Source organism: Anaeromicropila herbilytica (assembly GCF_016591975.1).
Classification (GTDB): domain Bacteria; phylum Bacillota; class Clostridia; order Lachnospirales; family Lachnospiraceae; genus Anaeromicropila; species Anaeromicropila herbilytica.
Genome location: NZ_AP024169.1, coordinates 654,281 through 671,346 on the forward strand (window position 1 = coordinate 654,281; position 17,066 = coordinate 671,346).

At 34.1% G+C, this 17,066-nt stretch carries 15 protein-coding genes; 14 read left to right on the forward strand and 1 reads right to left on the reverse strand.

From position 1 onward, the window contains the following. Positions 1–39: 39 nt before the first annotated feature. From bsdtb5_RS02745 to bsdtb5_RS02805, 13 genes are all read left to right on the forward strand, one after another. A complete protein-coding gene (locus bsdtb5_RS02745; RefSeq protein WP_271714523.1) occupies positions 40–1,026 on the forward strand; it encodes an aldo/keto reductase in 987 nt (328 codons plus the stop codon). Between the two features lie 183 nt (positions 1,027–1,209). Continuing rightward, positions 1,210–1,473 (forward strand): type II toxin-antitoxin system Phd/YefM family antitoxin, encoded by a 264-nt coding sequence (locus bsdtb5_RS02750; protein WP_271714524.1) that lies wholly within the window; start codon positions 1,210–1,212, stop codon positions 1,471–1,473. Further along, a complete protein-coding gene (locus bsdtb5_RS02755; RefSeq protein ID WP_271714525.1) occupies positions 1,466–1,594 on the forward strand; it encodes a hypothetical protein in 129 nt (42 codons plus the stop codon). Before bsdtb5_RS02750 ends, bsdtb5_RS02755 begins: the two co-directional genes overlap by 8 nt. Positions 1,595–1,829: 235 nt before the next feature. Further along, positions 1,830–2,168 carry a hypothetical protein gene (locus bsdtb5_RS02760; RefSeq protein ID WP_271714526.1) on the forward strand — a complete coding sequence of 113 codons (339 nt, stop codon included), beginning with the start codon at positions 1,830–1,832 and terminating at the stop codon, positions 2,166–2,168. Positions 2,169–2,203: 35 nt separating this feature from the next. Next, the gene (locus bsdtb5_RS02765) at positions 2,204–2,650 is read left to right on the forward strand and encodes a CPBP family intramembrane glutamic endopeptidase (protein ID WP_271714527.1); all 447 of its coding nucleotides are present in this window, start codon (positions 2,204–2,206) and stop codon (positions 2,648–2,650) included. Between the two features lie 329 nt (positions 2,651–2,979). Continuing rightward, complete coding sequence (locus bsdtb5_RS02770; protein ID WP_271714528.1) at positions 2,980–4,374, forward strand: DEAD/DEAH box helicase; 1,395 nt, start codon at positions 2,980–2,982, stop codon at positions 4,372–4,374. A 203-nt stretch (positions 4,375–4,577) separates the two neighbouring features. Continuing rightward, entirely contained in the window at positions 4,578–5,498 is a 921-nt protein-coding gene (locus tag bsdtb5_RS02775; protein ID WP_271714529.1) for an ABC transporter ATP-binding protein, read from the forward strand. Between the two features lies 1 nt (position 5,499). Next, complete coding sequence (locus bsdtb5_RS02780; protein ID WP_271714530.1) at positions 5,500–6,336, forward strand: ABC transporter permease; 837 nt, start codon at positions 5,500–5,502, stop codon at positions 6,334–6,336. Between the two features lie 121 nt (positions 6,337–6,457). Next, on the forward strand, positions 6,458–8,182 hold the full coding sequence (locus bsdtb5_RS02785) for an ABC transporter ATP-binding protein (RefSeq protein WP_271714531.1): 1,725 nt from the start codon (positions 6,458–6,460) through the stop codon (positions 8,180–8,182). After that, the gene (locus bsdtb5_RS02790) at positions 8,182–10,041 is read left to right on the forward strand and encodes an ABC transporter ATP-binding protein (protein ID WP_271714532.1); all 1,860 of its coding nucleotides are present in this window, start codon (positions 8,182–8,184) and stop codon (positions 10,039–10,041) included. Before bsdtb5_RS02785 ends, bsdtb5_RS02790 begins: the two co-directional genes overlap by 1 nt. 78 nt (positions 10,042–10,119) lie before the next feature. After that, positions 10,120–10,566 (forward strand): MarR family winged helix-turn-helix transcriptional regulator, encoded by a 447-nt coding sequence (locus bsdtb5_RS02795; protein ID WP_271714533.1) that lies wholly within the window; start codon positions 10,120–10,122, stop codon positions 10,564–10,566. Positions 10,567–10,676: 110 nt separating this feature from the next. Next, positions 10,677–12,386: a S8 family peptidase gene (locus tag bsdtb5_RS02800; RefSeq protein ID WP_271714534.1), complete on the forward strand. Its 1,710-nt coding sequence runs from the start codon at positions 10,677–10,679 to the stop codon at positions 12,384–12,386. A gap of 84 nt (positions 12,387–12,470) precedes the next feature. Next, on the forward strand, positions 12,471–14,165 hold the full coding sequence (locus bsdtb5_RS02805) for a S8 family peptidase (RefSeq protein WP_271714535.1): 1,695 nt from the start codon (positions 12,471–12,473) through the stop codon (positions 14,163–14,165). A gap of 150 nt (positions 14,166–14,315) precedes the next feature. Here the strand turns inward: bsdtb5_RS02805 and bsdtb5_RS02810 are convergent, their stop codons facing one another. After that, complete coding sequence (locus bsdtb5_RS02810; RefSeq protein WP_271714536.1) at positions 14,316–16,202, reverse strand: carboxylesterase/lipase family protein; 1,887 nt, start codon at positions 16,200–16,202, stop codon at positions 14,316–14,318. A gap of 210 nt (positions 16,203–16,412) precedes the next feature. On the opposite strand from bsdtb5_RS02810, the gene bsdtb5_RS02815 reads away from it, so the two are divergent. After that, on the forward strand, positions 16,413–17,006 hold the full coding sequence (locus bsdtb5_RS02815) for a TetR/AcrR family transcriptional regulator (RefSeq protein WP_271714537.1): 594 nt from the start codon (positions 16,413–16,415) through the stop codon (positions 17,004–17,006). Positions 17,007–17,066: the final 60 nt, after the last annotated feature.

Consider the following 17,066-nt stretch of genomic DNA (forward strand, 5'->3'; position numbering starts at 1 on the left):
TAGAACCTCAGCATTTCTTGAAGAAAGGTGGTAGATGCAATGGAATATATGAAATTTGGTAAGACAGATTTGAACGTTTCAAGATTGTGCTTGGGAACAATGGGATTTGGAATCTCGAGTGTTGGACAGCATACATGGACATTGGATGAAGATAAATCAAAAGAAATCATTAAACATGCACTTGACTTGGGGATTAATTTTATTGATACTGCAATAGGGTATTCCGGTGGAACCAGCGAGCAATTTGTAGGACGTGCTATTAAGGAATATGCGAAACGTGAAGACATTATCCTAGCAACGAAGTTTTTTCCTAGAACAACAGATGAGATTGCCAATCATATAAGTGGAAAAGAGCATATTAATAAACTGTTAGATATGAGCTTACAAAACCTTGCTACCGACTATATTGATTTGTACATTTGTCATATGTGGGATTATCATACCCCAATCGAAGAAGTAATGGAAACATTGAATGAAGCGGTGAAAGCGGGAAAAGTTCGACATATTGGCATATCGAATTGTTATGCCTGGCAGATTGCAAAGGCAAATGCGATTGCAAGAATGAATGGATGGGCTGAATTTGTATCAATTCAAGGGCATTACAACCTTCTATTTCGCGAGGAAGAAAGAGAAATGATTCCATATTGTAGAGAAGAAAATATAGCTATCACGCCTTATAGTCCTCTTGCATCAGGGCGTCTGGTAAAACCTCCTACAGAAACTTCAAAGAGATTGGAAGAGGATAGTTATGCCAAAGGGAAATATGAATCTACCGCTGTACAAGATGCTATCATTATTGAAAGAGTTGCTGAATTAGCTGAGAAGAAGGGTATGACTCGAATTCAAATTGCGCTTGGTTGGTTATTATCGAACGTAACAGCTCCAGTGGTAGGTGCGACGAAAATATCTCATATAGATGATGCAGTTATGGCTGTTTCAGTCAAATTAACATCAGAAGAAATTGCTTATTTGGAAGAAGCATATGTACCGCATAAATTGGTTGGGGTTATGGCAGAGAACCATTGAGTATTTAATTTGATTTTTATTAACTAGATAAATATATTAGTAAATCTATAAAAACAGTTATAGACTCATTTTTAGCAAATTGGAAAAAACTATATACTTCTTATGGCTGCAGTGGAAATGATATTAGTTGAGAAATGTACATAATTATGATATAATAATGTACATTTAAAGGAGGTGTTTTATATGCCACAGATTAGACCAATTACAGATTTAAGAAATACAAATGAAATATCAGATGCTTGTCATGCAGTCAAGGAACCTATTTTTATTACCAAAAATGGTTATGGCGATATGGTAGTTATGAGTATTGAAACATATGAGGCAATAGCTGAAAATCATAGAATAGATGATTGTATAGCAGAAGCAGAAGAGGAATATCAGGCACAAGGAATATTACTAGACGCAAAAGATACTCTAGCAGGATTAAGGAGAAAACATTTTGAATAAGTATCAGGTTAAGTTGATGGCAAAGGCTGCACGAGACTTAAATGATATTTATGAATACATTGTCTCGGAATTCAAGGATATGGGCACTGCTGAGAAGTTAATAGATATCCAATTTTACTAGACAGATTATAATTATATTTGTGAACACACTAATATATTAAATAGAATAACTCAAAGTATAGATTGATAGGAAATAATCTATGCTTGGAGTTATTCTTGCTTTAGAGGAAGTATTATATAAAACAGATGTTACAAATGTTAATATTTGACACAATAAAGTAATTGGACTAATATATGTAAATGTGATTGAACTAATAAGTCAATCATGAATTGTATAATAAAAGGAGGCTTTACATATGAGAGATAAAAAAAGTTACTCGTTACCAATTATAATTGTTACTATTGTCATTGTATTTGGAGGATTGGTATTTGGAGAGATTTTTAGTTCAATAAGTTCTTCTATATTAAAAATATTTGATACAAATTCATTTTTTTATATAACACCTGATAGTATAAATGTGATTTCAGAGAATATGTCTTTCTTCGGAATTATTTTGCTCATCTGTTTATATCAAAGGTATATTAAGAAAGAGTCAGTTAAAAGTCTAGGATTGAATACTACATGGAGGGATGGCAGCAAGCAATATATTATCGGATTATTCATTAGTACTTTGTTAATAGTGGGATTAAGGTAAATGCTATAGGTATCACTCTAGTATTTATTTCAATTATGATACAGTCATTTGCAGAGGAATTTGTATTTCGAGGATTTTTATATCAACATCTTAGTAAAATGAAAGGGTTATCTTATGGAATTATAGTTACCAACATAATATTTGCATTGTTACACTCTTTTAATAAAGGAAATAATATATTCTCTTTTGTAAATATTTTTTTGATTGGAACAGCTTTCAACATTATTATGCTAATAACAAAGAATATTGTTACATCAAGTGCGATACATGCAGGATGGAATTTTCTGAATCAAATAGTATTTGGATTACCCAATAGTGGTTTAGTAGCGAAGGATACAATAATACCATCCGTTTTAGATAATAATTCATTATGGGTTAGTAGCATGAATGGGGCAGAAGGAGGATTTGCTGCCACAATTGTATTATTGATTTTCCTTTCTAGTGTTTTTGCTTTGTATAGGGTAAAGGTGATTAAGAAGTAATACATAATAAAATATATAGTGATAAAATTTGTATTCCACTTGATATTCTCCCTTCAAGGGCTATAATAGTTGCTTTATAAAAAACAGATGTAAATATTTATCAAAAAAATATCAATAGTAGTAGTTAGTATATTAATTATATCTTAATATGCAGCCATGGTATAGAATCATAGCTGCATAGGATGTACAATAATAAAAGTGCTAGGAGGAGTAAAAACCAACTTATTAATAAATGTAATATACAAGAACTAAAAAAATATATCAATACACGTGAATATAGTGTATGATAAACCAGTGAATAAACTGGATGAAATAGAAAAGGAGCTTAAATGCAATTTGAAGAACTAAAGATTATACCCTCAATATTAAAAGCGTTAAATGATGAAAATTATAAAGAGCCTACACCAATACAGGAAAAATCGATACCATCGATTCTAACTGGAAAAGATCTGTTGGCCTGTGCACAGACTGGTACAGGTAAAACAGCTGCATTTGCTATACCAACGTTACAACTTCTTTGTGAAGAAATGGGTTCACATAAAACGGATCAAAAAAGTGGTGTGAATCAAAACATCCGTGCTTTAATATTAACGCCTACTAGAGAACTTGCACTGCAAATTTATGAAAGCTTTAACGCTTATGGTAAATATACTAACTTAAGATACTGTGTTATTTTTGGTGGTGTTCCTCAAAAACCTCAAGAAGAACAATTGAAACAAGGTGTGGATATACTTGTTGCAACTCCAGGTAGATTAAATGACTTAATTACTCAGAATATCATTGATTTAAAGAATATTAAACTGTTTATTTTGGATGAAGCGGATAGAATGCTTGATATGGGATTTATTAATGACGTCAATAAGATCATTGATAAAACTCCGATTAAAAAGCAAACACTGCTTTTTTCTGCAACGATGCCTCCTGCTATTGCAAGAATGGCTAGTACAATCTTATCAAAACCGGATAAAATCAACATATCTCCGGTATCTTCCACTGCTAATACCATTGAACAATATGTATATTTCGTTGATAAGGAAAACAGAAAAAATCTATTATTGGAACTGTTAAAAGACGAATCGATTGTTTCTGTTCTAATCTTTGTAAGAACAAAGATTAATGCTGATCGTTTAGTGCATAAATTAGTAAAATCAGAAATCAGTGCAAAAGCAATTCATGGGGACAAAGGGCAAAATGCTAGACAACTTGCTCTTAGTGATTTTAAAAATAAAAAGTTACGAGTCTTGGTTGCAACGGACATAGCAGCAAGAGGTATTGACATTGACGAACTTTCCTATGTTATTAATCTTGATATGCCTGATATGCCTGAAACTTATGTACATCGTATTGGGCGAACAGGCAGAGCAGGGCAAAGTGGAAAAGCAATTTCTTTTTGTAGTATTGATGATAAAGAAATGCTTGCAGATATTGAAAAATTGATTGGAATACGTATTACCGAGATTAAAGATCATCCCTTTCCAATGGTTATTACAACACCAACGGAGAAAAAAGAACCTAACAGACAAGGAACTGTAAAGAAGGCGCCAGTCGAAAAGAAAAAATTACGAATGGCTGCGGATGGTACCTTGAAAGAAAAAAAGAGTCATTCAAAAATAAATAAATTCGGTAAAAAGGATTCAAGTAATTCAAATAATCGAAGAATAACAACTGGTAAGGCGGGTGGCGGAAAGCAAAAGTCTTCCTCTAAGTCTCCAAAGCAACGATAAAAAGAATATGAAATATAAGTGTATCCCCTCTATTTACTCCCATGTAAATTGAGGGGATACCTTATATTTCAGTAAGATACTATCTAATCAAAAACAATATCAATATGTTTATTCTAAAGAAGATACGGTAAAAATATAATAATATGAATTTTTTACTACAAAGATTTATAGTAGTAAAACTATGTGAAAGGGGATGAATGAAGATGAACCCGATTATTGAAGTTAAAAATTTCACAAAAAAATACGGCAACTTTACGGCAGTAAATGATATTTCTTTTAATGTAGAGGAGGGTTCCATTTTTGCTTTTCTTGGACCAAATGGAGCTGGGAAAAGTACTACGATTAATACCTTATGCACGATTTTTGAAAAGACATCAGGGACTCTACTTATTGATGGTAAAGACGTTACAAAACAAAAAAGTGATGTGAGGTCAACAATTGGTGTTGTATTTCAGGACTCAACTCTGGATACGAAAATGACCATAGAAGAAAATCTGAAAATGCACTGCGTTTTTTATAATATTCATAAGAAAGAAGTGGAGGAGCGGATTCAATTTGTTCTGAAACTGGTAGATCTACTGGAGGAGAGAAAAAAGTTGGTTGGCGCATTATCTGGAGGTATGAAAAGACGTGTTGAAATTGCTAGAGGATTAATCCACTATCCTAAGGTATTATTTCTTGATGAACCAACGACTGGCCTTGATCCACAGACAAGAGCTCATATATGGGAATATATTATTAAGCTGCAAAAGGAAAGAAATATAACAATCTTTCTGACTACACACTATATGGAGGAAGCAGAAATATGCGGTAAAATCGCAATCATGGACGGGGGCGTTATTGTAGCTCACGATACTCCTTATGCATTAAAAAAGAAATACACAAAGGATAAAGCTTATATTACAACCAAAAATGAAGAAGAACTTGAGAAGTTATTATTACAATTTGAATTAGATTATACGAAAAAAGATGGCTATTACAAAGTAGAAGCAGAAAACCTGGAGGGCTTGCTTAAAGTCCTTAGTGAGCATAAAGAAAATATTACGAATTTAGAGATTAAAAAAGGAACATTTAACGATGTATTCCTGGAGATAACCGGTAAAAAAATTAGGGAGGAGGCTTAAGATGAATACCGTAATTGCTTTATGGGTAAGAGGGCTAAAGGCCTTTGTTAGAAATAAAACTGGTTTGGTATTTTCATTAATTTTCCCATTATTCTTTGTCTATGTATTTGGTGCAATATTTAAAAATGACGTTATTGATAACCCCATTGCATATATGTTGTCGGGTGTTATTATAACAACAGTATTTGAAAGTTCACTTAATCTGGCTTCTACAACAGTTGATGATATGGTAAGTGGTTTTATGAAAGAAGTGTTAGTTTCGCCAGCAAAACGAGTAGCTGTTGCAATGGGACAATTATTATCAGCAGCAACGGTTGCAACGCTTCAAGGTATATTAATTCTAATTATTGGATTATTTATTGGAATAAGATTTAGACATTGGTCCACACCTATATATGTACTGGTATCCATGATAGCTATAGGGTTGGTATTCTCAGGAGTTGGTTTATTTATGGCAACGAAAGTTCGTAATGGTCAAACCTTTCAGATTGTAAAAACAGCAGTTACAATGCCTCTAACTTTCCTATCTGGAGCTTATATTCCTTTGTCCATGCTTCCAGAAACTCTCAGATATCTAGCCTATATTAATCCCATGACATATGCTACTGCTTTTTTTAGGATGATTACTTTAGAGAAAACGAACCTTTCAACAGCAGATCTTGTGAAAGAGGAAGTAGCAATTAGTATCAATGGTTTTATTGTTACTCCTGTAATGTCCTTTATTATTATTCTAATCATTGGCTTGATGTTTTTATTGTTATCAACGATATCATTTGTCCATACAGATTTTTCACGTTTGAACAGAAGTGCTTCCGATGCCAGTGCTATATGGGGATAGGAGTGTAACCATATAAATAATTGATGCCCTCTTGACATTCTCATTTAGAGGTCTATAATAGTTGTTGTCACAATAGTTGCATAAGCAACTATTGTAGAAGCAACTATTAGGAGAACACAATATGAAGCAATTTTTATCTTATGCCAGAGCTTATCGGAAAGAAATGATCCTGGCAATTCTTTGTATTGAAGCAGAGACTGTATTTGAACTCATCATTCCCATGATTATGGCGGATATCATTGATGTTGGTATTGCCAATCAGGATAAAAGTTATATTATAATGAAAGGTTTTCAAATGGTAGTCTGTGCTTTAATCGCTCTATTATTAGGGCAAGCATACGCACATTTATCTGCAACTTGTGGTAATGGAATTGGAGCCACGATACGTGCATCTGAGTTTCAGAAGATGCAAACGTACTCTTTCGCAAATACAGATAAATTTAGCACACCGTCTTTAGTAACCCGATTAACCAGTGATGTTACAATGATTCAAAATTCGATTACAAATGGGATGCGTCCAGCCTTTCGTTCCCCTGTTATGATGATCATTGCTATTGTTATTTCGTTTAAGATTAATGCCACGTTAGCAATTGTATTCTTAATAGCGGCACCTATTCTAGGAAGCATACTTTTTTTCATTGTAAAAAATGTACGTCCACTCTATAGTAAAATGCAGACTTCCATTGACTTCGTGAATCGTATTATTCAAGAGAACCTTGCAGCGATACGTGTTGTAAAAGCTTATGTACGTGGGGAGCATGAAATAGAGAAATTTGACGAAGTTAATCAGAATCTTAAAGGGGCATCTGAGAAAGCCTTTGGTATTGCTATTTTAAATATGCCAGCGTTTCAATTTGTAATGTATGGTACTATATTAAGTATTCTGTGGTTTGGCGGACACCTTGTAATCATTGGAGATATGAAAGTAGGTAGTTTAACGAGTTTCTTAAGCTACGTTCTGCAGGTATTAAACTCTTTGATGATGTTCTCTAATGTCTTTTTACTATTTACCCGTTCGCTTACTTCATGGAATAGAATAACGGAGGTATTAGAGGAAGAACCAACAATTACAGATGATAGGGCAAAGGATATTCAGATGCAAAGCGGAAGTATTGCATTTGAACATGTTTATTTTAAATATAAAGACACCGCGAAAGAATATGTATTATCCGATATTTCATTTGAGATTAAATCTGGTCAGACGGTTGGTATTATAGGTCCAACTGGTTCTGCAAAAAGTACCTTAGTTCAATTAATTCCAAGATTATATGATGTTAGTTCTGGAAGTATTTTTATAGATGGACATCCAATCTATGAATTTACTCAAAAGCATTTAAGAGATTCGATTGCAATGGTATTGCAGAAGAATATCTTATTCTCTGGTACTGTAAGAGAGAATCTATTTTGGGGAAAAGAAGATGCGACCCAAGAAGAAATTGATTCCGCCTGTCATATTGCTTGTGTGGATGAATTCCTCGACAGGTTAGACAACGGTTATGATACCGAACTTGGTCAGGGAGGGGTTAATGTATCAGGAGGACAGAAGCAAAGGTTATGCATTGCCAGAGCAATATTAAAAGCACCAAAAGTGTTGATCTTAGATGACTCCACAAGTGCAGTGGATACAGCAACAGAAGCAAAGATCAAAGAAGGTCTGTCCAAAGAACTTCCTAACATGACCAAGATCATCATTGCCCAGAGAATCACTTCCGTCATGCATGCAGATCAGATTATTATCTTGGATGATGGCAAGATTAATGCAATTGGAACACATGAAGAATTACTAAAAGATAATGAGATCTATCAAGACATCTATTATTCACAACAGCAGGGAGGTAACTTATAATGGCAAGAACAATGTCACGCGCTAAGCCTAAGAATACGAAGAAAACCTTGCTGCATTTATTATCTTATTTAGGACGACACAAGATTTCTATATTTTTTATTACGATATTTGTATGCATCAGTGCTTTTTCTGGAATTATAGGAACATATCTCCTAAAACCTGTGGTTAACGATTACATATTACCAAAAAATATTCCTGGATTAATCAAGATGATAACAGTCATGGGGATTATCTATGCTGCTGGTGCATTATCCTGTTTGTTATATAACAAGATTATGGTTCATATCTCACAAACCGTTGTGTCTGAAATCCGAAGTGATTTATTTGAACATACGCAAAAATTACCTCTTAATTATTTCGATACGCATACACATGGTGAACTCATGAGTCATTTTACCAATGATGTTGATACAATTACAGAAGCTTTAAATAATAGTTTTACACTTATTATTCAAAGTTTTATTACCTCAGTTGGAACCATCATTATGTTATTAATGCTTAACTTTGAACTTTCTTTGATTGTTATTGTATTTTTAAGTATTATGCTTTTATATATTCGTCATAATGGTAAGATCAGCAAGAAATATTTTGCCAAGCAGCAGAAGAATCTTGGTGCTATCAATGGTTATGTAGAAGAAATGGTAGCAGGTCAGAAAGTGGAAAAAATATTTAATCATGAACAAAAGGATTATGAAAAGTTTGAGAAGTTAAATGACAACTTAAGAATGGCCTCAACCAAAGCATATACCTATTCTTCAATGACGGTTCCTACCATTGTTGCATTATCCTATATCAATTATGCTGTTTCTGCTTGTGTTGGAGGATTATTTGCACTTGCTGGTTTAACAGATATTGGTACGTTAGCTTCTTATCTCGTATATGTTCGACAAAGTGCAATGCCAATGAATCAATTTACCATGCAGATTAATTTCCTTATGGTAGCATTAGCAAGTGCAGAAAAGATCTTTGATATGATGGAGGTAGAACCTGAGATTGATAATGGAACTGTTACTTTAAGTAGGGTAATCCATAATCCAGACGAAACTTTGACAGAAAGCGATGATTATACAGGTAATTTTGCTTGGAAAGTACCAGGAGAAAATGGTGCATTTACTCTGGTACCATTAAAAGGAGATGTTTGTTTTCATGATGTTGTCTTCGGATATTCTAAAGAGCATACAATTCTAAATAAGATTAATCTATTTGCAAAACCAGGACAGAAGATTGCTTTTGTTGGTTCGACTGGTGCTGGAAAAACAACTATTATCAACCTGATTAATCGCTTTTATGAAATAACAGAGGGACAGATCACTTACGATGGAATTGATATCAGAGATATTAAAAAAGATGATTTGAGACGTTCGATTTCCTTGATTATTCAGGATACTCACCTATTTACTGGTACCATTGCGGATAACATTCGATATGGTCGATTACATGCAAGTGATGAAGATGTGGTTGAAGCCGCAAAGCTTGCTAATGCACATTCTTTTATAAAAAGATTACCAGATGGATATGAAACTTTACTGGAGAGTGATGGCGCTAATCTATCTCAAGGGCAAAGGCAGCTCCTTGCCATTGCTAGAGCAGCCATATCTCAGCCCCCTGTATTAGTTATGGATGAAGCAACTAGTTCCATTGATACTCGTACTGAGAAACTAATTGAAAAAGGGATGGATAAACTTATGGAGAACAGAACAGTTTTTGTTATTGCACATAGATTATCTACGGTGCGTAATTCAGAAGCGATTCTTGTCTTAGAAAGAGGAGAAATCATCGAACGTGGTGATCACGATGATTTACTGAGTCAGAATGGACATTACTACAAGCTTTATACAGGACAATTTGAATTAGAGTAAAGTATTATAATAAGATTTTGAACCAGAAAAAAACATATAAGATGCAATAAAGGTTCTGGGAATAAGAGGAGAATAACAGTGATAAAGAATCTAAGAGAACTTTTTACGAGGGAAGAACGTGCAAGAAAACAAATGGTAGGGCCTGTTTTAATTGCGAATGGCTTAACCCCTGGACAGGGGCAAGCAAAGATTCTAAATAATCTTTTTGAAGAAGAGGGACTAACTCAAAAAGAATTGTCCTTACGATGTCACATTGATACTACAACAATGTCCAGAAATATAGATAAATTAGAGAATCTAGGCCTCTTAAGCAGGAGAATGAATCCAGAGAGCAGGCGAGCTGTAAGTATCTATCTAACCGAAATGGGAAAAGATAAAGCGAGGATTATTCATGAGATGTTTACTCGTTTTGAAGCTATCTTAAAAAAAGATATATCAGCAGAGGAGTTGGAGATATTTGAGCGTGTGCTTATGAAAATGTGTGATAACTTAGAAGAAGAGATTCCTAAAGAGAACCAGTTTTAAACTGGTTCTTTTTACGTCCAAGCAAACCACTATACTGACCATTATGCACCCACTCGTTACGTAATATTTCATAACTGTTTGCATATATATAATATGAGCCAAAATATGAGGTGATTATTATAGCGGTAGAAAATGTGAATCGAATTGTAAGTGAAGACTACGCAGATTTCGTTGTAGAAACAACGCAGGTTCAAAGTTTATTGCAACTATATCCAGATGCAGCGTCTGTTCCAATTAATTTTCAAATATCTTTAGTTACTATTCCAGTAGCGCTCTTTACTAACCAATCCGTTGTTAAACTTGGATATAACGTATTACCCTCTATTGTTGGTTTAGTAAGCAGTAATAGTCTTGAAGCTTCAGGTATTTCAAAATTACGTAGTTTTCCTACTTTTAATCTTTATGGAACTGGAACATTAATTGGTATTTATGATACAGGAATTGACTATACGAATCCGATATTTCAGTACGCAGATGGTACGACCAGGATTGTGTCAATCTGGGATCAGACAATACAAAGTGGTAAACCACCAGAAGGTTTTCTATATGGGACGGAATATACAAGAGAGCAAATAAATGAGGCATTGAAGAGCGACAATCCTTTTGAGCTTGTTCCAACTAGGGATACTATAGGTCACGGTACTATGGTAGCAGGAATTGCAGGAGGTAATGAATCACCCGGTAATGACTTTTACGGTGTTGCTACAGGTGCAGAGTTTGTCGTTGTGAAATTGAAAGAGGCAAAAAAATATCTCAAAGAGTTTCAATGCATTCCAGAGGGTGCCATAGCTTATCAGGAAAATGATTTTGCTTTTGCATTACAATATTTAGTTCACAATTTTGCTAGTTTAGCAAGACCTATGGCTATATGTACTGCATTTGGAGCTTCGGAGGGCCCTCACGATGGGAGGGGAACCTTTAATAATTATTCGGCATTGGTTGCATCAACTCCGGGAATAGCATCTATTTTTGCGGCTGGGAATGAAGGAAATGCAAGAAGGCATTACTTTGGAATGGTGAACGAAAGAACAGGCATTGACACAGTAGAATTGAACGTGGGTGAAAATGAAGGTGATTTTTCTATGCAGTTATGGGGAGAACATCCCAATTTCTATTCTGTTGATATTATTTCACCCTCTGGAGAAATGATTCAAGGCCGAGTAATAAGAAAGGATGATTTCCAAGAAGTTAAATTTGTATTTGAAAAAACTATAATATTAATAGATTATCAAGTATCAGAAGTTCAAACAGGTAGCCAATTAATCTATTTCAGATTTAGGAATCCAGCAAAAGGATTATGGAAGTTTATTGTACATGAAAAAGGTGATGTAAGAATTGGCTTTAACATATGGTTGCCTATGACAGGATTTATCTCAGATAATACTTATTTTACTAGCTCGGATCCCTACACAACAGTATCGGCCTATGCCAATAACCCTATACCGATTACAGTAACTGCATATAACCCAGAAGATGATAGTCTTTATCTAGAAGCAAGCAGAGGCTATTCTAGTATAGGTGTAGTTACCCCTCACATAGCAGCACCAGGTGTTAATATTGTTGGACCAACGTTAAATCATGGCTTTGCTGAGTTTACTGGAAGTAGTGTAGCAGCAGCATATGCTACAGGAGTTGCTGCAATGCTCTTGGAATGGGGGGTAGTGAAATATCATCTACCAGATATGAACTCGATTGAAATGAAGATTTTACTGGAAAGAGGTGCTAAACGCGATACTAATCTACAATACCCAAATCGAGAATGGGGATATGGAATTCTTGATGTCTATAATGTGTTTAACAGTTTAAGAGAGACATCATAAAAATTAAGTTGATAGATAAGATTAGAGAGTCAAAAGATTTTGAAACCCTAATCTTAAAAATAAAAAGATGAGAGGAGGGAACATATGGATGAAAAGAAAGGTTCTACGATTGTAAGCGAGGAATATGCTGATCTTATTGAATATTACCTTAATAATCCTAAGAGTCTGAATCAATATGTGGGTGCGGATATTCACTATATGAATGAAGCTTTTGCTATTGTTCACTTACCAGTATCTCTGATAACAGAAAGCGCAATTAGTACTTTTGGATATAATGCAATACCAAAACTCTATGGGGTGACAAGTGAAGCAAGTCTGCAAGCGTCAGGTGTTTATAAATTAAGTCAAAGTCTTGATCTACGTGGTAGAGGAGTATTGATAGGAATAATAGATTCAGGAATTGATTATACCAATCCTGTATTTAAAAAATCTGATGGTTCAACAAAAATTATATCCATATGGGACCAGACTCTAACTACTGGAGCTACTCCATTCGGACCTGAGTTTGGTTCAGAATATAATTCAGATCAGATTAATCAAGCATTGGCCTCTCAAAATCCTTTGGGCATCGTTCCAAGCGTGGATGAAATTGGGCATGGAACAATGTTGTCTGCTATAGCAGTAGGTAATGAAGTGCCAGAACAAGGGTTTGCTGGAGTAGCACCAGAAAGTGATTTAATTATAGTGAAATTAAGGACAGCAAAAAAATACCTAAGGGACTTTTACGCTGTCAAAAAGGATGTGCCATGCTATCAGGAAAATCACATTATGTGGGGGATTCAATATTGTTCTGAGTTAGCTAGAAAATTAAATAGACCGATTGTTATTCTTACTGGTATGGGGACCTCACAAGGAAGTCATAAAGGATATGAGCCTTTACCAACACTTTTATCCATTATTGGAGATTATCCAAACACTGTTGCAGTGGTACCTGTTGGCAACGAAGGAAATCGAAAAAGGCATTATCATGGAGGCAGTAAAATGTCTAACGGATATAATACCGTTGAGCTTAATGTCGGAGAAACAGATGAGGGATTTTCTATGGAATTGTGGGGTGATGCCCCTGGAATCTATACAATTGATATCTTATCACCAAGCGGTGAGTACATCTCAAAATTACCTCTCAGTTTACGATTAAGTAAAGAAATTTCATTTATTTTTGAACAAACTAAAATATATATAGATTATCAACTTTCACAGACACCGACTGGTGAGCAGTTAATATTAATGCGTTTTAAAAATGTATCTGCTGGAATATGGAAATTTAATGTATATAGCCAGAGCACTATAACTGGTGACTTCGACATATGGTTACCCATGGGAAATATGATATCATATAATACTTTCTTTACCACTTCGGATAATGATATAACTCTATTAACACCAGGAGCTGCTGTGCTACCAATTGTAGTTACTGCATATAATGTTGCAAATAATAGCTTGTATTTAGACGCAAGCAGAGGGTATAACAGAGATAATGTTGTGAAACCAGAATTAGCAGCACCTGGTGTTAATTATATCGCACCAAACCAGAATAAGGAATATGTTGCTTACACAGGAAGTAGTGTGGCAGCAGCACATACAGCTGGAATTGTAGCTATGATCTTAGAGTGGGGTGTGGTAAGAGGTAATGCGCCTGGTCTAGATACAATTGAGGTGAAGAACTATTTAATTCGAAGTACAATAAAGCCAAAAGATTTAACCTTTCCAAATCGAGACTGGGGTTATGGTATTATTAATGTTTATAATGTCTTTGATATACTCAAGAGAACATTATAGGAATATACATATAAGACAGTATTTGCAGCCTATTGTGATACTATAAAATATCTCTTAAAAACATTAAGTTTGTATTTTAATGTAAGAAAAGTATAAAAAGTATGGAAGTTTCCACAAAAGGGAAGATTTCCATACTTTTTTATTTATATATTATTTAGATCTTAAGTAACTTTCGTAGGTATCGAAGAATTTTATCTGATCTAGATGTGGTGTGGGTATCATTTTAACATCATTATCTAGTTTCAAAGTTTTCTCTTCCCCAGCATCATATGGATCCCACTCAGGTAATCCAGCTCCATTAGGGTTACCAGTAGATGCAAAGTTATACCAATAGGTTGACATGATATCTGCAAGTTTATAGTCATTGCTATTATAGTTTAGGTCACTGGTATTTAAATTATCATAAGCATAAGAAATTTCAGAAGAGTGGTATGCGCCAAGCTTTTGAAATGTGGAATTACCAGGTTGGATATGGTCAAAATAGTACGTGTAAACATTTGATTTACCTGTCTGAGTTTGAAGTTTTGCCCAAGTATGCATATGCCACCCAAACCATTGTAGAGTTCCACTAGTAAGTTGAGACTTTTTCGCTTGACTATCATTTGTTGCAGGAAAATATTCTAGAAACTTATTTGATGCACCTTGGTATGTTTCTTTAATTGCTGATGTAAAATCTTTTGCACTTAAGAAGGAGGTCTTATCCAATAAAGTAAAAGGAAAAGGCATTAACAAATATACCGAGCTTTCATTTGAGTTATATCCAATTAAGGTAGGAACATCTACTTCTTTTCCAGAAGCATAAATATTATAAATGGAATCTGGTAATACATACCCATCAATAATTGGCCTCATGGAAAAGTTTTTGGAAGCTTTTAATAAATCAGTAGTTGACATCTTTCTTAAGTCAGATAATGATTTTTCTTTTAAAACGTTTTCAAATTTAGTACCTATTTCTTCTGCTTCATCAAGAGTTTCCATTGCACTTCCCTTAATTCCTCTGCTACCAAAGTTAGCGGCACTCTCACCAATAACACGCTCGAATAATCCTTTAGAAAGAGGAGAGGCCTGCAACATATTAACACTCATTGAACCGGCGGATTCTCCGGCTATAGTTATATTCTCAGGATCTCCTCCAAATGCAGATATATTATTTTTAACCCACTTTAAAGCTGCAATCTGATCTAGAATACCATAATTTCCAGAAGCATTGTAACCAGATTCTTTCGTAAGTTCTGGGCTAGCCATGAAACCAAAGATTCCCAGACGATAATTAATTGTTATAAAAACTGCTCCTTTTTTCGCCATGTTTTCTCCGTTATATACATCAATAGAGCCAGAACCGTTTAAGAAGGAGCCACCATAAATATATACAATAACCGGACGTTTTTTCGATGCTCTTTTAGAAGGTGCCCATATATTTAGATATAGACAATCCTCACTGGATTTTTCATTGTTTGATAGAAGTGGAGTTAATTGTTGTGTCCCTTCTTGGAATGCAAGTAGATTGGTTATAATTGAGGGTACATATGTTTGAGCTGGACAATCAGAGAATTGATCTGCTTTTCTTATTCCACTCCATTTTTGGGGTTCTTGTGGTGCTTTCCATCTTAGATTACCAACTGGTGGTACAGCATATGGGATTCCAGCAAAGACTTTAACGGATTTGTCTGAATTATAGACTCCAGAAACAGGTCCATATCGTGTTTCTACTGGTGAGGTAGCAACCGTATTTTTAGAAGTGATAGCTGGACGGTTTTTAAAAGAGGGTTTTATACAGATAAATGTCGCTACTACTACTAGGTATAATATTATCCATAATAGAATTCTTATAAACCATTTATTAGACGAAATTAACTTTTTAATGAATAAAGTGATTGATATGATAATTGAAATGATTGCAAGTTGTAGTAAAGGAAAGGAACTGAAACAGAAAAGTATCATAGTAATAAAGATTAAAATGATGTATGGAATCCAAAATCCTAATCCAATCTTAGTTGTTGATTTGAACAATGGTGTGCTGTGACGTTTGTTAAGCATAATTAACACTCCTTTTTACGTTTAAAGTAATATGTAATATGTGAAGAAAGGGAAAAAAATAGTACATTTGTACTAATTTTAACACGGAGTAGATAAATGTCAAGAATAATTATATTTAATATCTTTCATAAAAAGAAATATAAAGAAATGAATTATGAAAGAGTTTGTTATTTGAAATAGCTATGATATAATCGTTACGAGGTGAATGGATTGAGTGAAAATACAAAAAATCGAATTTTAGAAAAATCAATTGAACTTTTTAATCAACATGGATTTGAAAATGTTTCGATGCGAGATATTTCAGAAAGCTTAAAGATAAGCCCAGGGAATCTAACATATCATTTTAAGAAAAAGACAGACATTCTAGATGAAATTTTAAATTGTTTAAAGCATGATCATGAACAAATGCAGTATAAACCAGAAATTACATTGGCTGAATTTAATTCTATTCTTTTATTGACTACGCAGCATCAGAAGCATTATGCATTTTATTATAGAAATTTCATGGAGCTTAAACACAAATATCCTGAAATAGCACAACTTCAAAAAGACTATAAAGAAGAATTTTTAGTATTAATCAGAGGTATTTTTACTCATTTTGAAAAGAATGAATGGATGAAACCGGAAGTTAGTGAAAGCATGTACGATAATTTATCGTATGCTGTTTTGTCTATTGCTATATTCTGGATACAGTTCGGTATAGATCGTGATATGAGATCTGTTATATGGTCAATTCTTTTGCCTAATCTGACAGAGAAAGGAATTAATGATTATCAGAAAATTGATATGTGTTTGGATTATTAATTGTAGGCTAATATTAACCAACAGAATGAATATATTAACATTCTGTTGGTTTTTTAATTA

What these genes read in the sequence shown, in the direction of transcription:
- bsdtb5_RS02750 (WP_271714524.1), top strand. Translation starts at nt 1,210, where the DNA reads ATGCCACAGATTAGACCAATTACAGATTTAAGAAATACAAATGAAATA.
- bsdtb5_RS02775 (WP_271714529.1), top strand. Translation starts at nt 4,578, where the DNA reads ATGAACCCGATTATTGAAGTTAAAAATTTCACAAAAAAATACGGCAAC.
- bsdtb5_RS02780 (WP_271714530.1), top strand. Translation starts at nt 5,500, where the DNA reads ATGAATACCGTAATTGCTTTATGGGTAAGAGGGCTAAAGGCCTTTGTT.
- bsdtb5_RS02805 (WP_271714535.1), top strand. Translation starts at nt 12,471, where the DNA reads ATGGATGAAAAGAAAGGTTCTACGATTGTAAGCGAGGAATATGCTGAT.
- bsdtb5_RS02790 (WP_271714532.1), top strand. Translation starts at nt 8,182, where the DNA reads ATGGCAAGAACAATGTCACGCGCTAAGCCTAAGAATACGAAGAAAACC.
- bsdtb5_RS02745 (WP_271714523.1), top strand. Translation starts at nt 40, where the DNA reads ATGGAATATATGAAATTTGGTAAGACAGATTTGAACGTTTCAAGATTG.
- bsdtb5_RS02810 (WP_271714536.1), bottom strand. Translation starts at nt 16,202, where the DNA reads ATGCTTAACAAACGTCACAGCACACCATTGTTCAAATCAACAACTAAG.
- bsdtb5_RS02760 (WP_271714526.1), top strand. Translation starts at nt 1,830, where the DNA reads ATGAGAGATAAAAAAAGTTACTCGTTACCAATTATAATTGTTACTATT.
- bsdtb5_RS02785 (WP_271714531.1), top strand. Translation starts at nt 6,458, where the DNA reads ATGAAGCAATTTTTATCTTATGCCAGAGCTTATCGGAAAGAAATGATC.
- bsdtb5_RS02765 (WP_271714527.1), top strand. Translation starts at nt 2,204, where the DNA reads ATGATACAGTCATTTGCAGAGGAATTTGTATTTCGAGGATTTTTATAT.
- bsdtb5_RS02770 (WP_271714528.1), top strand. Translation starts at nt 2,980, where the DNA reads ATGCAATTTGAAGAACTAAAGATTATACCCTCAATATTAAAAGCGTTA.